At 46.1% G+C, this 17,738-nt stretch carries 13 protein-coding genes; 8 read left to right on the top strand and 5 right to left on the bottom strand.

Going from position 1 to position 17,738, the window contains the following annotated elements:
• Positions 1 to 4 precede the first annotated feature (4 nt).
• Positions 5 to 637, bottom strand: a complete 633-nt coding sequence (locus tag HF638_RS17020) for a TetR/AcrR family transcriptional regulator (RefSeq protein WP_169481263.1) — start codon at positions 635 to 637, stop codon at positions 5 to 7.
• 164 nt (positions 638 to 801) lie between these two features.
• Between HF638_RS17020 and HF638_RS17015 the strand changes: the two genes are divergently transcribed.
• The 3 genes from HF638_RS17015 (at position 802) to HF638_RS17005 (ending at position 4,572) form a co-directional block, all read left to right on the top strand.
• Positions 802 to 1,344, top strand: coding sequence for a CueP family metal-binding protein (locus HF638_RS17015; RefSeq protein ID WP_169481262.1), 543 nt, complete (start codon positions 802 to 804; stop codon positions 1,342 to 1,344).
• Between the two features lie 181 nt (positions 1,345 to 1,525).
• Positions 1,526 to 2,527: an ABC transporter substrate-binding protein gene (locus tag HF638_RS17010; RefSeq protein WP_169481261.1), complete on the top strand. Its 1,002-nt coding sequence runs from the start codon at positions 1,526 to 1,528 to the stop codon at positions 2,525 to 2,527.
• Complete coding sequence (locus HF638_RS17005) at positions 2,524 to 4,572, top strand: iron ABC transporter permease (RefSeq protein ID WP_169481260.1); 2,049 nt, start codon at positions 2,524 to 2,526, stop codon at positions 4,570 to 4,572. Before HF638_RS17010 ends, HF638_RS17005 begins: the two co-directional genes overlap by 4 nt.
• Before the next feature lie 285 nt (positions 4,573 to 4,857).
• Here the strand turns inward: HF638_RS17005 and HF638_RS17000 are convergent, their stop codons facing one another.
• Together HF638_RS17000 and HF638_RS16995 are read right to left on the bottom strand one after the other, a co-directional pair.
• Positions 4,858 to 6,030 (bottom strand): aminotransferase class I/II-fold pyridoxal phosphate-dependent enzyme, encoded by a 1,173-nt coding sequence (locus HF638_RS17000; RefSeq protein ID WP_169481259.1) that lies wholly within the window; start codon positions 6,028 to 6,030, stop codon positions 4,858 to 4,860.
• Between the two features lie 96 nt (positions 6,031 to 6,126).
• On the bottom strand, positions 6,127 to 8,199 hold the full coding sequence (locus tag HF638_RS16995; protein WP_169481258.1) for a methyl-accepting chemotaxis protein: 2,073 nt from the start codon (positions 8,197 to 8,199) through the stop codon (positions 6,127 to 6,129).
• A 268-nt stretch (positions 8,200 to 8,467) separates the two neighbouring features.
• Here HF638_RS16995 and HF638_RS16990 point away from each other — a divergent pair, with 268 nt between their 5' ends.
• On the top strand, positions 8,468 to 10,213 hold the full coding sequence (locus HF638_RS16990; protein WP_169481257.1) for a methyl-accepting chemotaxis protein: 1,746 nt from the start codon (positions 8,468 to 8,470) through the stop codon (positions 10,211 to 10,213).
• 96 nt (positions 10,214 to 10,309) lie between these two features.
• On the opposite strand, the gene HF638_RS16985 is transcribed toward HF638_RS16990, so the two are convergent.
• Positions 10,310 to 11,029, bottom strand: a complete 720-nt coding sequence (locus HF638_RS16985) for an SDR family NAD(P)-dependent oxidoreductase (RefSeq protein WP_169481256.1) — start codon at positions 11,027 to 11,029, stop codon at positions 10,310 to 10,312.
• A gap of 233 nt (positions 11,030 to 11,262) precedes the next feature.
• Here HF638_RS16985 and HF638_RS16980 point away from each other — a divergent pair, with 233 nt between their 5' ends.
• Positions 11,263 to 13,215: an AraC family transcriptional regulator gene (locus HF638_RS16980; protein ID WP_169481255.1), complete on the top strand. Its 1,953-nt coding sequence runs from the start codon at positions 11,263 to 11,265 to the stop codon at positions 13,213 to 13,215.
• Between the two features lie 182 nt (positions 13,216 to 13,397).
• Here the strand turns inward: HF638_RS16980 and HF638_RS16975 are convergent, their stop codons facing one another.
• Positions 13,398 to 14,228, bottom strand: coding sequence for an AraC family transcriptional regulator (locus tag HF638_RS16975; protein ID WP_169481254.1), 831 nt, complete (start codon positions 14,226 to 14,228; stop codon positions 13,398 to 13,400).
• Positions 14,229 to 14,408: 180 nt separating this feature from the next.
• On the opposite strand from HF638_RS16975, the gene HF638_RS16970 reads away from it, so the two are divergent.
• From HF638_RS16970 to HF638_RS16960, 3 genes are all read left to right on the top strand, one after another.
• Complete coding sequence (locus HF638_RS16970) at positions 14,409 to 15,350, top strand: dihydrodipicolinate synthase family protein (RefSeq protein ID WP_481856161.1); 942 nt, start codon at positions 14,409 to 14,411, stop codon at positions 15,348 to 15,350.
• A gap of 459 nt (positions 15,351 to 15,809) precedes the next feature.
• A complete protein-coding gene (locus tag HF638_RS16965; RefSeq protein WP_169481252.1) occupies positions 15,810 to 16,169 on the top strand; it encodes a hypothetical protein in 360 nt (119 codons plus the stop codon).
• A 34-nt stretch (positions 16,170 to 16,203) separates the two neighbouring features.
• Positions 16,204 to 17,646, top strand: a complete 1,443-nt coding sequence (locus HF638_RS16960) for an exosporium glycoprotein BclB-related protein (RefSeq protein WP_169481251.1) — start codon at positions 16,204 to 16,206, stop codon at positions 17,644 to 17,646.
• Positions 17,647 to 17,738 lie beyond the last annotated feature (92 nt).

The raw sequence follows: 17,738 nt of genomic DNA, 5'->3' as shown, positions 1-17,738 counted from the left end.
AACTTTATTTTGATGGACTCGTTGCAGAATGGAGATTAGACCGATAAATCTCTTGGGAGCGGTTCATGCGTGTGAATTCCAACAGTTGTTCCGCCATATAGGAGGCACTGTATTTGAAGTTGCTTTGCACCCAACCCGTAACTAAACCGAGAACGGCATTAGCCTGATAACAGGCGAGAAGTTCCTTATCCAACCGTGGATCAGGCGACAGATCGGTTACATCCTCCAGATACAAGTTCTTAAGTGTTATATAAAGTGTATCCCTGAAATCCAACAGCACGTTAGAACGAACCAGTAATGTATAGAAGGAGGCATGAGCCAGTACATGGTCGAAAATTTGAATTGCTGAGGCGTTAAGGTCCTTCATATCGAAATCTCGGAAATGCTGATAGGGTGCTCGATAGGCTGATTTGAGATCGTCAAGCACGTCATTTAACAATTCATCAAACAGGTCTTCTTTGTATACATAATGCTTGTAAAATGTGCTGCGGTTCAAATCGGCGGATTTGACAATATCGGTGATGGTTATACTGGCCAATGGTTTACGGGACATCCATTCCAGAAGGGCTGTCTTCAGAGCCAGTTTGGATTTGTGTACTCTTCGATCAGTGTCAGATACAGATGGAGACTTAAACATATACACAACCTCCCTTACTTATCAATGATACAGTGCACAGGCAGTAGATTAATCTTACTACAATACAAAAATGTGAATATATGGTGACTTTGGTGTCGTAATCTGTCCGTCTCACTGTGTTCTACCTTATAATAAACCAAAACGGACGAGGAGATGGACTCCAGATGAAAAAACAAATGTGGATCATTGCAAGTGTTGCAGTTGTAATTGTGATCGGAACCTATCTGTTTGCAAGCAATACGGGCAAGGATGAGGCGGGTACAGCCAGTGCGCCCAACATCAGAAAATTGGTGGAAGATATCAGCACAGGTAAAGAGACACCGGAATCTGCCTCCATTAATGCCAAACAGTTAATTGTCACCGATCAAGATAAAAAGACCACTACATACGATTTGCCTGAAAATGAATTTTTCCTTTCCATTGCGCCCTACGTGGACCAGACCCATCCCTGTGCAATTCATAGCTTGACCGGCTGTCAGGGGGAACTGAGCAACGAGGAGTTCAATGTAACCATTCACGATTCCGAGGGCAACACCTTGATGAAGGATACCATGGTGAAGTCTGGTGCAAACGGATTTATGGATCTATGGGTACCCCGAGATAGAACATATCTTATTCGTATACTTCATGATGGAAAAATTGCTGAGACTCAACTGTCTACATATGACAACGATGATACGTGTATCACAACGATGCAGCTGAGTTAAACATCCATTTGATCTACCTGTGCGATAGGGATTGCCTAGTGGCAGTCCCTGTTCCTTTTATTCGGAGAATCTGAATTACATGGTACTTTGCATTGACAAAAATCCATTCCTACGGCATAATCCAATAGTGATAATGATAATTGTTATCATATAAATACATATAAACAGGGGAGATAAAGATATGAAAAAAGGGTTGAACGGACTGTTGATTATGCTTGCCTTTGTGCTGGTTTTGGCGGGTTGTGGTAAAACCACGACTACAACAGATACAAGTCAAGGTACTGATTCGGGTAGTGCTCCAGCTGAAGAGACAGCAGGTCCTGTTACCGTGAAGCATAAACGTGGAGAGCTTAAGCTGGACAAGCCAGCAGAGCGTGTCGTTACACTTGAATGGACATATACGGAAGATGTCGTTGCCCTGGGTGTTCAACCAGTAGGTAATGCAGATAACGCTAACTATAAAGTATGGGTAACATCCGAAGCAGCACTGGATGACAGTGTAACGGATATCGGAACACGCAGTGAACCGAATCTGGAGGCTATTGCTGCTTTGAAGCCAGATCTCATCATTGCTAATGCAGATAATAATACGGCGGTCTATGATCAACTGAACGCGATTGCACCAACGATTGAATATGATCCGTACGATGGTAACGGCTATGATTATGACAAAATGACAGAGATCTTTAATAACATTGCAACTGCTCTGGGTAAAGAAGACAAAGCAAAAGAAGTTCTGAGTGATCTCGATCAGCACTATGTAGAAGCCAAAGAAAAATTGGCTGCTGCGGGTAAAGAAAACTTCAACTTTGCACTGACACAAGCGTTCACTTATCAAAATGCAGTTAGCCTGCGTATGTTTACCGATAACTCCGTTGTGATTGGTACATTGGATAAAATCGGACTGGTTAACGATTGGAAGCCGGACAAAGTTGAAAACTATGGCTTCTCCACAGTAGGCATTGAGTCTTTGACTGCTGTAAAGGACAGTAACTTCATTTATATCACCCAACCAGACGATGATGTCTTTGGCACAGCCATGAAAGATAACTCTGTATGGAATGGACTGAACTTCGTGAAGGACAAACGCACTTATCAACTGGATAGCACAACATGGACATTTGGTGGACCGATCTCCTCCAAAGTATTGGTTGATGGCGTAGTAGAGGCGATTACCAAATGAGTTCGGTTCAAGGATCTAAGCCAACTATGAATTGGCGCACAATAAGCATATATGGGGGCGGTCTAACCGCTCTCATCGTGCTTTTTTTTGTAAGTCTGTGTTATGGAGAGGCATCCATTCCTTTGTCTATCGTTTGGGACGCACTTACAGGCAGACAGGATACATTAGAGCACAATATGGTCTGGGATTTGCGTATGCCACGCACAGTGATTGGTATTCTTGCAGGCGGCGCATTGGCTGTGGCGGGTGCTTTGCTGCAAACGATTACTCGTAATCCATTGGCTGCTTCAGATACGCTGGGCATTAATGCAGGAGCGTACTTTGTAGTGGTGCTGGGAGTTATTGCTTTTCCAGGACTGTTAAGTCAGTCGCCTTTTCTCTTCGCAGCTCTTGGTGGTCTGCTGGCAGCCTTTGCGGCTTATTTCATGGGCGGCGGACGAACATCAAGCCCGGTTCGGCTTGCGTTGTCCGGTATGATTGTATCGATGGTGCTCGGTTCATTTACAAGCGCATTACATATTTTTTTCTCCATGGAGACGCAAGGGTTGTTCCTTTGGGGCTCGGGAACACTTGTCCAGAATGACTGGAGTGGTGTGTCCTATGCTTGGCCTTGGGTGATTGGTATTACGCTTCTCGCGTTAATCCTGTCCAGACAGTGGGATATGCTAGAGCTGGATGAATCAACGGCTTCTTCATTGGGGCAAAAGGTTGGATTGGCTCGTGCGGGTGGTTTAATTCTCGCGGTACTGCTGGCTGCAGTCATCGTCAGTGTAATTGGGCCGATTGGCTTCGTGGGGCTGGTTGCGCCACATCTGGTTCGATTGAGTGGCGTACGTTCCAACCGATTGCTGTTACCAGGTGTGTTCATATGGGGAGCAGCGCTCCTGGTTGGGGCGGATGTACTTGCCAAAATGGTGCATAACTCCAGCATGGAGCTGCCGACAGGTGCGGTTATGGCGATCATTGGTGCACCGTGGCTCATCTGGCTTGTCCTTACACGCATGAAGGCAGCGAACGGCTCAAGCATGTCCACTTCAATGAGTACAGGAGGAGCTGCGCGTCGCTTTGCATTTGGCCCAATGGCTGTATTATTTTCAGTCATTACCGTCGCGCTAATCTTGCTCAGTACGATGTTTGGCGGTATGCGAATTCCTCTGGCCGATTGGTTACCGAGTCTATTCCAATCGGATGGACTGTTCTCGGCGCTGATTCAGCTTCGAATTCCGCGTACACTTGTTGCCGCAGGTGCAGGAGCTGCACTGGCAATCAGTGGTGTGCTTATTCAGATGGCGGTACGTAATCCTCTGGCAGATGCTTCAATTGTCGGTGTATCCTCAGGTGCAGGGCTTGGAGCAATGATGGTCATCATCTTATGGCCGGGTCTTCCGATATACTTGCTGCCAATTGCGGCAATCATCGGTGCAGCCATTGCTGCAGTGGTTGTGTTCTCCCTCGCCTGGAAGAAAGGACTGAACCCTTCGGCGGTTGTGTTGCTGGGGATCGCGATGTCTGCCATTGCTGGAGCAGGGATTCAGATTCTGATTGTCCGTGGTGCCGTATACGGTAGCAGCGGGTATATCTGGCTGACGGGAAGCACCTATGCTCGTACCTGGGAACAGGTGAAGGTTATCGGATTATTTTTAGTTATTCTGGTACCTGTGGCCTGGTGGCTGGCGCGTAGATTCGAACTGTTGGTATTCGACGATAATAGTGCATCTGGACTTGGACTGGGTGTACGCCGTACACGATTACTGGCCATGACCGTGGGTGTATTACTTGCAGCAGGTGCTGTTGCTTGTGTAGGAACTGTTGGTTTTATCGGTCTGATTGCACCACATATGGTTCGGTTACTGACGGGGAATAAGTTAAGACGTTCGATGTTTTTATCCGCATTAGCCGGTGCAGTCATGTTGGTGCTGGCCGATACGATCGGAAGAACCGTCATGGCGCCAACAGAGATTCCATCAGGCATACTCATTGCGATTATCGGAACGCCGTACTTCCTGTATCTGATGTATCGTTCCAACTGGCGCAAGTCTGTATAAATAGTTCAAACCAAAAGCCTGCTCCCGGAGCAGGCTTTTTGCTGTCAAGTGGTACCATTCGTACACGATCTTACAAGCTATTTAACTCGTTTGCACAGACAATGGTTTGTCAGACCCTATATCGGCACAACACACAAAGCACCTAATGAATGTCTAGTCCTCCGGAAATGAAAAAATCCCCTTAGGTCTACAGGGAATAGAGAGTCACGTTATTAAGCGTGAAGCTCTTACTCCCTGTGTACCTTGAGGGGATTTTGGGTTGAGCACATGTGAATCGTGCTGTCGTTAGCTGGATTTCAGAATCCCGCTGTCATCGACTGACTGTACGGCTTGCTGTAATATCTCATGATCCTGAACGAGGGCGAATCGCACATAACCTTCACCTGAAGGGCCAAAGGCACTTCCTGGCGTTGCGATGACTCCCGCATGTGTAACCAGATCCATGGCGAATTGCTCCGAGCTGTCGTAGTGCGCCGGAATCCGGCTCCAGATGAACATGGTCGCTTCAGGTTTGGCAATCGGCCAACCGAGATTGCTGAAGCCCTCACAGAGGATGTCTCTGCGCTGTTCATAGATCGCTCTGACCCGTTCAACCTCGGATTGATCTCCGGTTATGGCAGCAATCGCTGCTTTTTGGATCGGTAGGAACATGCCGTAATCCATATTGGATTTTAGCTTTTTCATCATGGCGACCATAGCTGCATTGCCCACACAGAAGCCAATTCGGGCTCCGGCCAGGCCATAGGTTTTGGATAAGGAATTGAATTCCACACCGACGTCCATAGCGCCAGGAAACGCGAGGAAGCTTCCACATGACTTTCCGTCAAATACAAGTTCACTGTACGCGTTATCGTGGAGCACGATAATATCATACTTCTTGGCAAAGGCAATCAGATCAAGATAGAACTGATCCGGTGCCATCGCTGTTGTCGGATTGTTGGGATAGGAGACCAGCATGAATTTCGCTCGATGAGCGATATCTTCCGGAATATCCTCAAGCTGAATAACATATCCGTTCTCTTCTTTTTGCGGCATATAATACAGCTCTGCTCCGGCCAATAAAGGCCCATCGGCGAAGACAGGATAGCAGGGATCAGGTACCAGAACGAGATCTCCTTCGTCCACGATGGAGAGGGAGATATGTGCCAGTCCCTCTTGTGAACCGAGTAAGGAACAGACCTGTGTTTTCGGGTCCAATTCGACCTCATAGCGCTGCTTGTACCACTCACTTGTAGCTTGCAGCAGCTCACTCTGGTCATTCACCGCGTATATATAGTTCAACGGGTCAGCAGCAGCTTCACATAGTGCAGTGATGATATGCTGCGTAGGTGGAATATTCGGTGTACCTACACTGAGATCGATGACAGGTTGTCCATTCTCCAGGCGCTGGCGTTTGATCTCCAGCAACCGGGTGAAGATCCCTTCACTGAAGTGGTCCATACGTTTAGCAAAGTTCATGATGATGTATTCCTCCAATCCTCTTCGTACACACATATCTATTTATAATAAATGGATCAGGCGCAAATGAGAAGAGGATGGAGACCGTTACTTATACTATTCGACCTTGAACTGGCTCAATTCGTCTTGCAATTTATTGGATAACTGATTCAACTGCTTCGAAAGATCAGCCACCTGTTCAATACTATCCAATTGTTCCTGTGTGCTGGCGCTAACTTCTTCTGTGGAAGCAGAGTTCTCTTCTGTAGTGGACGAGATAATCTCCAGCGCTTGGAAAATCTCATCTTTATGCTTATGAACATTGTTTGTATTGCCCGTGATCTGGACCATGCGTAATTTCAAATCTTCCAGGTCCTTGTTAATACTAAAGAAGACTTGTTTCGTGTCCTCTACGGATTTGGCATTTTCATCCGCAATTTTCATGCCGCGCACGGTATGTTCAACCGAGATGTTGGTTTTCTCTTCAATCACACGTACCTTCTTGTTGATTTCCTCTGTAGCCTGTGCAGTTTGTTCCGCAAGCTTGCGCACTTCTTCGGCAACGACAGCAAAACCTCTGCCTTGTTCACCAGCACGTGCAGCTTCAATCGATGCATTGAGTGCCAGCAGGTTGGTCTGTGAAGCAATTTGTTTTACGGTGTCCACAAAACTGGATATTTCATTACGGCTCAGATCAATCTCCTGAATAATGGAGGACATCGCCTGTGTAGAATTGTGGTTCTCCTCAGCCCATTTGGAGAGTTGTTCAACGACTAAGAGTCCTTGGCCGCTCTGATCAACAGATGTCTGCACCATCGTCTCGATCGCTTGAGCATCCGTCGCGATTTCATCGATTTGATACGATAATGAACCTGTTTTACGTAAAATATTTTCTGTCTCAATCGATTGATAATTGGTCGCATTAGCAATTTCATTGATGGCTGTAGACGTGTCGTTCATGGTCCCTGCCGTTCTTGAAGATATCGATTGCAGATCGTTAGACGACTGATTCAAGACATGCGCCGAGCTGCCGACCATCTGTAACATTCCTTGAATCTTCTGCACCATGGAGTTCAGGCCCTGAGCAATCTGTCCGATCTCATTATTGGACTTCGCATCCAGCTGAACCGTCAGATCCCCTTGTTCAATCAGCTTGATCTTGGCAAGCAGTTGTGGAATTGCTCTGAGCAGATAACGAAGTGTAATGTAACTGATGATCACGAGCAAAATGGTAGCAACGGCAAATCCGCCAAGCGTAATCCATGTGAATGTTTTTAATTCCGCGAGAACTTCTTTCTCGGATATGGTCAGACCTACTGACCACCCTGTATCTTTACTGGTTGCGTAGCCGATATAACGACTTTCCCCATTGTCATTAATCAACTGCACACCGGATTCCCCAGCGATCATCTTTTTGCCGATGTCCCCAATACCGCCAGTCGTGTCCGTAATCTTTTCTTTCAAAACTTTCTCCTGATCCGGATGGTAGAGAATATCTCCGGTCTTGGAAAGTAGAATGGAGTAACCCGTGCTTCCCAGTGAGTAGCTCTCCATAATGGCCGGGATATCCTTGAATGCAATATCAGCCGCGGCAAATCCAATAAGCTGACCATTGTCATCTTTGATTGGATAGAATATGCCCATGAGCACACTGCCTGTTGCAAGATCAATGTACGGATCAGAGAAATATAACCCGTCTGCGGCTACAGCCGGATTATAGTATGGGCGTGTTTGGATATCAAAATCCGGGGCGGAAGCCGCACCATCATTTTGCAGCCAGAAGCCTTTACCTCCTAAACCTGCGATCCAGGCATCGGCGAACGAAGGCTCTTCCTTAACAATGGCTGCGAGTGTTTCCTGAGTTTCCGCTGCGTATGTGGAACTGGCTGCAACCTCTGCCGATTCGGTCGTTTCTATGTATTGTCGAAATAACTTATTGGTAGACATTTGCTTGACCAGTGAACCTTTTTCTTTGAATAATGCATCGAACTCACTTACAATCGCTTGTGTCTTGGTCTGAAGCATAGACTCCTGTTGTTTGACCAAAATGTTTTGTGTGCTTGAATACATGAACGTCCCCAGAACGGCAAAGACGACCACGATAATGACCAATAGCACAATGGATAATGTGTTCGCGATGCTGGATGTTCGTGTTTTCTTTAATACCCGATTCCTTAAAATGTTTGACATGTTCCATCTCCCCAGATGTGTATTAAGCTAAAAGCTTCTAATTATATGTCGGAATAATATATATAATTATGTAGATTCCTGTAGGCTAAACGAAAAAAATCAACAGAAATGGGAATAAGATCGGATCGAGAAAGTATGGAAGTGACATCATAGTGGGGACAGAACGATGCAGAACTTTACATGCAGCTAACAATTGAGACCACTACACACCGATACTATAAGTATCACGTTGTGAAATATAGACCTATGGAGAACCGGAGGAGCATGAATGGCTAAGAAATCAGAGAGTAATAAATTAAGGGGGAGAGGGATTCAACAGCTGAAGATAACGACAACCTTGATATTAATGATTGCCGTTAGTTTGATTGGACTCGTTGTATTATTTCTATTCGGCATATTTGGCATGAATGACGTGAGAGTGGCACAGGGCGCGTTATATACAGATCGATTCTTGCATCAGACTAATATTTTGGAGATTAAGGCTGACTTCTATAATATGCGTGCCAACTATACCAAGCTTCTCGATAAGCAAGAATATACGGACAAGCAGTATGAGCAAGTTCAGAAGAACAAGAAAAAGGTTATGGGTGGGATGGACGAGTTTACCGCAAGAACTCTTGATACAACAGAACAAGAAATCTTTAATGATCTCAAGGCGAAGCTGGAAGTTTACGACCAGGACATTGAACAGATCATGAACGTCAAGAAAACAACGGGTACTTATGATGATGAAGAGAGAGACCGAATTAACAAAAGCAGTACAGCCATTGTGGAAACGGTTACGAAGTTAAGTACATATAATGAAGAAGAATCTGCGAATTTATATGCGCAAACCCAAGACACCATTCGAGATACAGCGCTGTTTCTTGGCATTGTGCTTCTCACTTCACTGTTCATTCTGGTCGTTGTGTCTTATCTGACGATTCGAAATATTCGCTCTCGGATGCGTGCAATCAATAGTTACTGTGAAGAGATTACACAGGGCAACCTGTCAGCTACCATTGCTCCCCAGTTGCTTCAAGGTCAGAATGAAATTAGTGTCATTGCTCGTGCCATTCATAAAATGACGGGTTCCACTTCGAATGTAATTACGAGTGTGGTGAATGAGTCTCAGCAGATCAATGAGATGAGTGACCTCACGAATCAGAACATGTCGGAACTCAATGAGCGTATACGTGAGGTATCTGCAACGGTAGAAGAGTTGTCGGCAACGATGGAAGAGACTTCTGCATATACGGAGAATATGAATCAATCCGTTAATGAGGTCCTTCGAGCAGCTGAATACATCTCCGCCCGTACCAAGGAGAAGGCTGAGTCTGCTAATGTTACTAGCGGCAAAGCTGAGGTTCTGAAGCAGGAGGCTAGTGTATCTAGTAAGGCAGCCCAGGATATGTATACGAGTGCGAGCGTGAAGATGAATGATGCATTGGAGCGTGCCCATGCAGTGGACCAGATCGGTGTTCTGTCCCAGTCCATTCTGGATATTACCTCGCAGACCAACTTGCTCGCATTGAATGCTTCCATTGAAGCGGCTCGTGCAGGTGAAGCAGGACGTGGCTTTGCCGTTGTAGCTGAGGAGATCCGAAAATTGGCAGATGGCTCCAGACAAGCTGCAGACGAGATCCGGCATGTTACAAGTGAGGTCACAGAGTCTGTCGCTCTTCTGTCTTCTAGCGCGAAGGAAATGCTTACCTTTATGTTCAACCAAGTGGGCAATGACTATAAGTTGTTGGAAGATACGGCAGATGAGTATTACACTCATGCAGTTGAACAAGCCAACACAGTGAATGATCTCCACACGACGGCGCGTCAGGTGAATGAAACCGTTGAGACGTTGGTGAGAGCCATTCATGAGATTGCGACGGCCAGTGAGCAATCCGCTGCATCGAGTCAGCATATTGCTGAACATATGGTGTCCTCTACTGAGCAATCATTGCAAGTAACGAGTCAGTCGGATCAAGTGAAGGAAAGTGCGCTACGTCTTAACGACCTTGTAAAAGGGTTTAACATTTAAATGCATTGCCCGTTAAACTGTGCCAAAAGCCCGCCCTCATTTAAGAGAAGCGGGCTTTTTTCTGTACCGTTAAGTATTGGAATATTCTTATTCTAGCTAGGTGTTCATATCCGTTAGTGCTGGCATGTTGATCTCTTTTACACAAGCTGCTTTGGATAAATTCACGATACAACGAACGATAGAAACCATGTCCTGAAGTGGAATACGTGTCCCGTCATACTCAGCAAGAGCTCGATCCGGTCCTTCTTCATAAGGGATCTCCGCTGCCAGCTCTCCGGGGTTAATACATGTAACGGCAATGCCGTCATGTCGGGTATGTTCTCTCAGAGCCTCTGTGATTCCGCGAATGGCAAACTTGGAGGCGACAAAAGATACTTGTGTACTATTGGCATTATTCAGACCGGCTGTTGAACCAATGAGAATGATTTTGCCCGCTGCAGATTGTCGTAGATGAGGCAATAATGCCTGAATACATACGATGGTTGAAGTGATATTAACATGGATCAGATGACTGATGTCCGCAGGCTCGTCTTTATCGAACGTATAGTGATCCTCGAAGCCTTCTTTCTCCCAAATGCCTACATTGTATATGAGTACATCCAAAGGTTCATTCTTCAACTGGTCCGTGACAATGGTGGCGGCGTTCAGCTCAGAAAGATCGGCCTGTATCCATATCCGCTGTACACCATCACTCAAATCCAGGCTTTCCGGTCTGCTTCGAGAAACGACCCAGACTTTATCGCCCTGTTCGGGCACACCTCTGACGAAGGCATCTCCTAATCCTTTGCTTGCACCGAACACAAGATAACTTTTCATATGGAAATCCTCCTTGTGGAATTGCAGTATCTAGTTTATGGGTAAGTCCACATCATCTTACTATAGAAGTGAAGGGAAAGAATGAAGCTTGAATGAAGATATCTTGAATGTCGATATTTCTATGAAATTGGAAATATTTCTTTTTTTACTAACCGAAGGATGTAGCAGTTAAAAATTTGTTGTAAATGATAATTGTTATCAATTATACTTCCCATAGGAAAGGGGGAATTATTTTGAACGACGATGATTTAATGTTATGGGATTATGCCAATATTCAACTCATGGATATTCGCTATAAGTTTCTAAATCCAGGTGAAGCGTTGAGCTCCTATCGTTTTCCTGCATCTGGATATTTATATATTGCTCGTGGTACCGCTTGTTTTCGGCTCGATGGTGTGAAGCATGATGTTGAACGTTTTTATATCATCCATAGTGGGAAGGGAGGTCATCTGGATATCGGTCCGGTTAGAGAGAGAATGGAATACTATCTGGTGTTATATAAAACTTCTCTCTCCAACACGGCTGTACCGTCTGTCCAAAGACAATTTGAGAGCAGCAGTCCATTTCAAAGGCAATATGCTTTTGCTCCCAATGATTCGGTGGAATTACTGCTTCAACTTAAGAAAATGCTCCACATCTGGCTGAAGCCTAACTCACTGGAACGATTGCAGGTGAAATCGCAGCTGTATCAGTTTGCGTACGAAGTCGAGAGACAATGGAAGATACATACGGAAGCTAATGTTAAACCTGATCTAGTTGAGCAAGCCACTCAATACATACGTGAACATTACAGGGAATCAATAACGTTATCCACGGTTGCTGAGCAGCTTAACTATAGTGCTGCATATGTAGCAAAACAGTTCAAAATGAAGACCGGAAACAGTCTCATTGATTATCTGATTCAAATTCGAATGGAAATAGCCTGTGAATTGCTGGAACAAACGGAGGCTTCTTTACAGGAAGTGGCGTCGGGCGTGGGTTACACGGATCTATCTTACTTTATCCGCATTTTCAAGAAGACGGTGGGAGTGACACCCGGTAATTATAGGTCAGAAGCTCGTGATCAAACCAAAAGAATGGATCGTCCTATAACCAGGCTTAGATTGTCTAATGCAGAACGCAGAAGACAAGGTTATATTGGTAATGAATATGATAATCATTATCAACATATGGAGAGGAACGATTTATCGATGTACAGAAATACCAAAGTATCATTGGGGGCTGTCATGCTGTTATGCCTGACCATTATGGTCAGCGCTTGCGCACCTGCCGGGGGGAATGCAAGCACAACCTCTACATCCACTGTAGAAACGCAAACGAGTCAACAGGCAAGTACAACGCCTTCCGAAAGGCTATACACGGACAACCAAGGACATGAAGTCAGTATACCGGAGAAGCCGCAACGTGTTGTGCTTCAGGGCAATTCCATTGGAGATCTGCTTGCGCTGGGTGTACAACCTGTCGGGATCGACCGTAGATTTATTGCCAATTCGGCATATGAGGATAAAGAGATCACGCCAGCAGAGGATATCGGTTTTCCCACGAGTTTTGAGAAAATCCTGTCCCTGGAACCTGATCTGACCATGCTGGGTTATGTACTGGATAAGCAGTATGATGAAATATCCAAAATATCACCGACCGTTGTCTTTGATCAGAATCTGCCATTGAACGAACGTCTTCCGGTGATCGGAGAGATCGTAGGCAGACAGGATAAGGCCAAGCAATTGCTGGCTGATTATAATGTCAAGGCAGAAAAGATGTGGAGCGAGATACGGGCTCAAGGCCAAGTCGCTGAAGGCGAAACGGCTGTGGTGCTGATGTATTATTGGGATCGGACGATGTACCTGATGAAAACAGGCGGCGTGCCTGAACTGTTGTACCAACCGCAAGGCTATAAGATGTCTGAGAAGGTGAAAGGCATTGAGCCGGCCGCAGGCTCCCCGTTCATTGAAATTTCGCCTGAGCTGATGCATGAGATGCTTGTAGGTGACCATCTATTCGTATTGTATCCTGAGAATGATGAAGCCGAATCGTCCTTCAAGGAACTGCTGGAAACGCCACTTTGGAAAAAACTCCCCGCTGTGCAAAGCGGAAAAGTCACTTTCATCGAGTCCAAATGGAATTATGAAGATATGCTGACGAGCGACATGCTGCTGGATGAGTTTCCTAAAATGATTGCTGAATAAAGCAAAGTATGGGGAAATTTTGATCCGAGTATATTCGGAAAAAAAGCCTGCGCCATATGGTGCGGGCTTTTTCAATTGATCATGATCATGACGCTGACTACCTGGACGTACGGTTCTGACTTGATCGTCAGAATCTGACATTTGAAGCGGTTGGGAGCATCGTATGGAACGATTCGGACAGGCTACTCCTTTTTTTCGTTGCGGTAATCTCGTGGAGCTGCGCCCATTACTTTTTTGAACATACGAGAGAACTGGAAGGGGTCTTTGTATCCGACGCTGCATGCGATCTCATTCATCGAAAGGGAAGACTTCTGAATAAGCTCGCTGGCGCGATTCATCCGGTATTGAATCACATACTGTTGAGGTGTGAACCCAGTGGTGTCTTTGAAGATTTTGGACAGATATTTGCGATTGATCTTCAAACGTGCAGCCAGTTGTTCGACACTCAGATCCGTTGCATAGTTATGTTCGATGAATGCAATGGCTTGTTCCACATATTGACCTCGTGCACCTGGTGAGGTAACGGGCATGGAAGCTGGGTCCAATATGACAGACAGGAAGGAATAAAGGGCGCCCAACAGCCGAAGTTCGTCTGTCAGGTTATGCTCCGTTGCTTTGAACATCTCCAAAAAGCAGGATTGAATGTACTCGTCCCGATTGGACGAAAATACGGGCTGTTCGTTGGATAAGGATGATCGCTTGAGATAGCGTTCCACCTGCATGCCGTTGAATGCGATCCAGGAGTATGTCCATGGAGCTTCATCATCGGCCTGGTAATGCGCCAGCTTCTCTGGACTGATCAGAAATCCTTGCCCTTTTCCTAGTGTGTACGTCCGGCCTCCGGTATGAAAATGTCCCTTACCACTATGGATATAATGGATTTTGTAATAATCACGCACCATAGGGCCGACCTCATGTCCAGGCAAGCACTGCTCTGTACCGCAATAGTATAATTTCAGATCGACGTTATGGATTTTGGAAAAATTCGAGAATTGATATTGAACGATGTCCATTTCGATTCACCCACACTCTCTCCAGCACGACACGCATGGCGACATGATGTCATGAAATGGCGTTATTATGTCATTCGATAATAGCGTTTACAATTTTATAATAGGGATAGGTATGAACTTATTATATCAGGAGGTCGCCATCTCTGAGAATGGAATTGGCGTCAGCGAGGAGGCAGTATGTTGAACGATACTTTATTCCCGGACGGCGTGTGGCCAGTTATGCTCACTCCGTTCACGGAGGACAATGAGATTGACTATACGGCATTAGAAGAATTAATCGAGTGGTATTTGGGTAAAGGGGTGCATGGTCTATTCGCGGTTTGTCTTTCTAGCGAAATGCTCCATCTATCGCTACAAGAGAGAGTAGACTTGGCCACATTCGTAGTGGAAAAAACAAAAGGGAGAGTGCCAGTTGTTGCTTCCGGTCATAATTTGGATGATTTGCAGGAACAAATTACGGAGTTAACGGCAATTGCGCAGACAGGTGTTGATGCTGTCATTCTTGTGACAAGTCGTATAGCAGGTCCTAATGACGACGATGAGGTGTGGAAACGCAATCTGAGCACTATCATGGAACGGTTGCCAGATGTGAAACTGGGTCTGTACGAATGTCCAATTCCATACCATCGCTTGTTGTCTCCAGAATTGCTGAAGTGGTGCGCAGATAGCGGACGTTTTTTCTTTCTCAAGGAAACAAGCTGTGATCTGGAACAGATCCGTCAGAAGGTCGCAGCCGTTCAAGGGACACCGCTCAAAATTTATAATGCCAACGGCACTTCGTATCTAGGATCGCTGCAAGCAGGTGCACACGGCTACAGTGGCATTCTGACCAACTTCCATCCGGATCTGTACGTGTGGATCATCGAAAATTGGCAGCAGGATCAAGCAAGAGCCGAACGATTACAGACATTGCTGGGGCCCCTTCATCTGTTTGAGGGACGTCATTATCCGGTCAACGCGAAATATTTGCTGCAACAAGAAGGGCTGAAGCTTACGCTTCATTCCAGAGCCAGAAGTAGCGAAGAGTTCAGACCGGTTCACCGTTTGGAGATAGATCAGTTCCTGGAGCTAAGCCAGCTATTCCGGCAATCTTTGATTACGAAGGATGAGTCTTTTAGATAGGAAATGAATTGCCCCGCTATTATTTTATTTTCAGGCTCTGGATGTTGATGATATCGGTGTTCAGGCGGAGGCAACACCTGCTTTTAGGTTTTTAATATGCGTAGTTCTAACCTCATCAAGTAAATACGAAAAAAGACGTCTTAAGCTGCGGCCGTTTCCCTGTAATTTAAAGGGGGAACGGTCGTTTGTTTTTTCGGGAATTGATGCTAGTAGTTATAAAAATATACTCTCTTATTTTCTGTTTATCTTCCGGTAGCATAAATTCTTCTCCTTGTTATACATATTCCCGCTTTTGTTAGCTAAAGCCTGGGGCTTAGACAGTTGTTGTTTATTGATAATGGTGGATTGCCCCCTGTGTTTTGTCCACACCGTTGGTTGAGTGATTGAATATTACTATCAGGTGAGCTTATGCCAAATACTGCTAGAGTATGAGGTTCTTAAAAAGGTGGGATGGGGAAAATGGCTATTTTATCAACTGGGCCGATAGAAAATAATCCGGTTTCCGGGGTTAGACCGACACAACAGGTAACGATCAGATTGGTAAGTCGGGCTGTTGTGGACTCGGTAACAATATCCGTGCAGGGTTATGTGCTAAGCACAACTAGAACGCTGTATGTGAGTGAAGTGATCAGTATTGCACCTAACGAAGCAGTGACCAGAAATTATTTTGCAGATTTAGATGCTTTTGAGTTTGTTTTTGGAACAGATGTGGAAGGTGTGGAGGAAGTAGGAATTTCAGTGTGGGGCAAACAGGCGTCTGGACAATTGGTTGATGCACACCGGGTGGTAGCCCACGAAAAAACAGTTAATGACATCTAACAGATAAGATATACCCAAAAGAGGAGATGTAGCGATGAGCTTTTTATCAACCGGGCCGATAGAAAATAATGCTGTTAGCGGTGTAAGACCGACTCAGACAGTTACCGTCAGAATGGATAACCGCAGTGATGTGACAGCCTCAACCGTACAAATACAAGGGTATTACCTGGATGGTGGAATAAGAGTTTTGTATGTCAGTGAGTCTCTTGACATCATACCCAATCAAGTAATAACCAACAATTATTATGCCAATTTTGATGCCTTTGAGTTTACTTTTACAACACCAGCGACGGTTAATGATCCTGTTCAAGTATCCGTATGGGGTAAGAGCAGCACAGGCGCTTTGGTAACAGCCCATCGTTTGGTTTCTTCCGAACTGCTGGGTGAAACCCCAAGCATCACCGGAGCCACAGGTGCAACCGGAACTACGGGGGCGACAGGGACGCCAGGTACAGCGGGAGTGACAGGAGCAACAGGGACGCCAGGTACAGCGGGAGTGACAGGAGCAACAGGCACACCAGGTACAGCGGGAGTAACGGGAGCGACAGGCACACCTGGTACAACGGGAGTGACAGGGGCGACCGGCACACCGGGTACAACGGGAGTGACAGGGGCGACCAGCACACCGGGAACAACGGGAGTAACAGGAGCAACAGGCACGCCAGGTACAACGGGAGTGACAGGGGCGACCGGCACACCGGGTACAACGGGAGTAACGGGAGCGACCGGCACGCCAGGTACAACGGGTACGACGGGAGTAACCGGAGCAACAGGGACACCAGGAACAACGGGAGTAACAGGAGCGACAGGCACGCCAGGTACAACGGGAGTAACAGGAGCAACAGGCACGCCAGGTACAACGGGAGTGACAGGAGCAACAGGCACGCCAGGTACAACGGGAGTGACAGGAGCAACAGGTACACCAGGAACAACGGGAGCTACAGGTGTAGCAGGCGCTGGAGCAATCATTCCTTATTCATCAGGACTTCCAGTGGTGTTGACTACAGTATTGGGTGGACTTTTGAATACCTCCAGTTTAGTTGGTTTTGGTAACAATGCTACAGGAGTAAGTGTTAACGGAGGAATTATTGATCTCACAGGCGCCGCAGGCACATTGCTTAACTTCGCTTTCTCGGCATCGCGTGCAGGAACGATTACTTCGCTGGCTGCTTATTTCAGCACGACAGCTGGACTGAGCTTGGTTGGATCCACAGTAACCATAACTGCACAATTATTCCGTTCCACTGCACCTAATAACTCTTTTACAGCTGTACCGGGTGCATTGGTAACCTTGGCGCCTCCACTGACCGGTATTCTAGCACTGGGAACAATATCCAGTGGTTTGACTACAGGACTGAGTATTCCGGTAGCCGCCGGTGACCGCCTGCTTATGGTCTTCTCAGCATCTGTAACAGCCGGAATTGATGTGGCTACAACCGTAGCCGGATATGCAAGCGGAGGCCTTACCATCACTTAACGGAAATTAGCTATATAACAAGTTCATAGACAGGGACCCCTTGCGATCATGGTGAGAGGTCCCTGTTTATATATGAGCACAACTAGTAGAGC

Source organism: Paenibacillus sp. SZ31 (assembly GCF_012912005.1).
Taxonomy (GTDB): Bacteria; Bacillota; Bacilli; order Paenibacillales; family Paenibacillaceae; genus Paenibacillus.
This window is presented reverse-complemented; position numbering and strand designations above follow the sequence as displayed.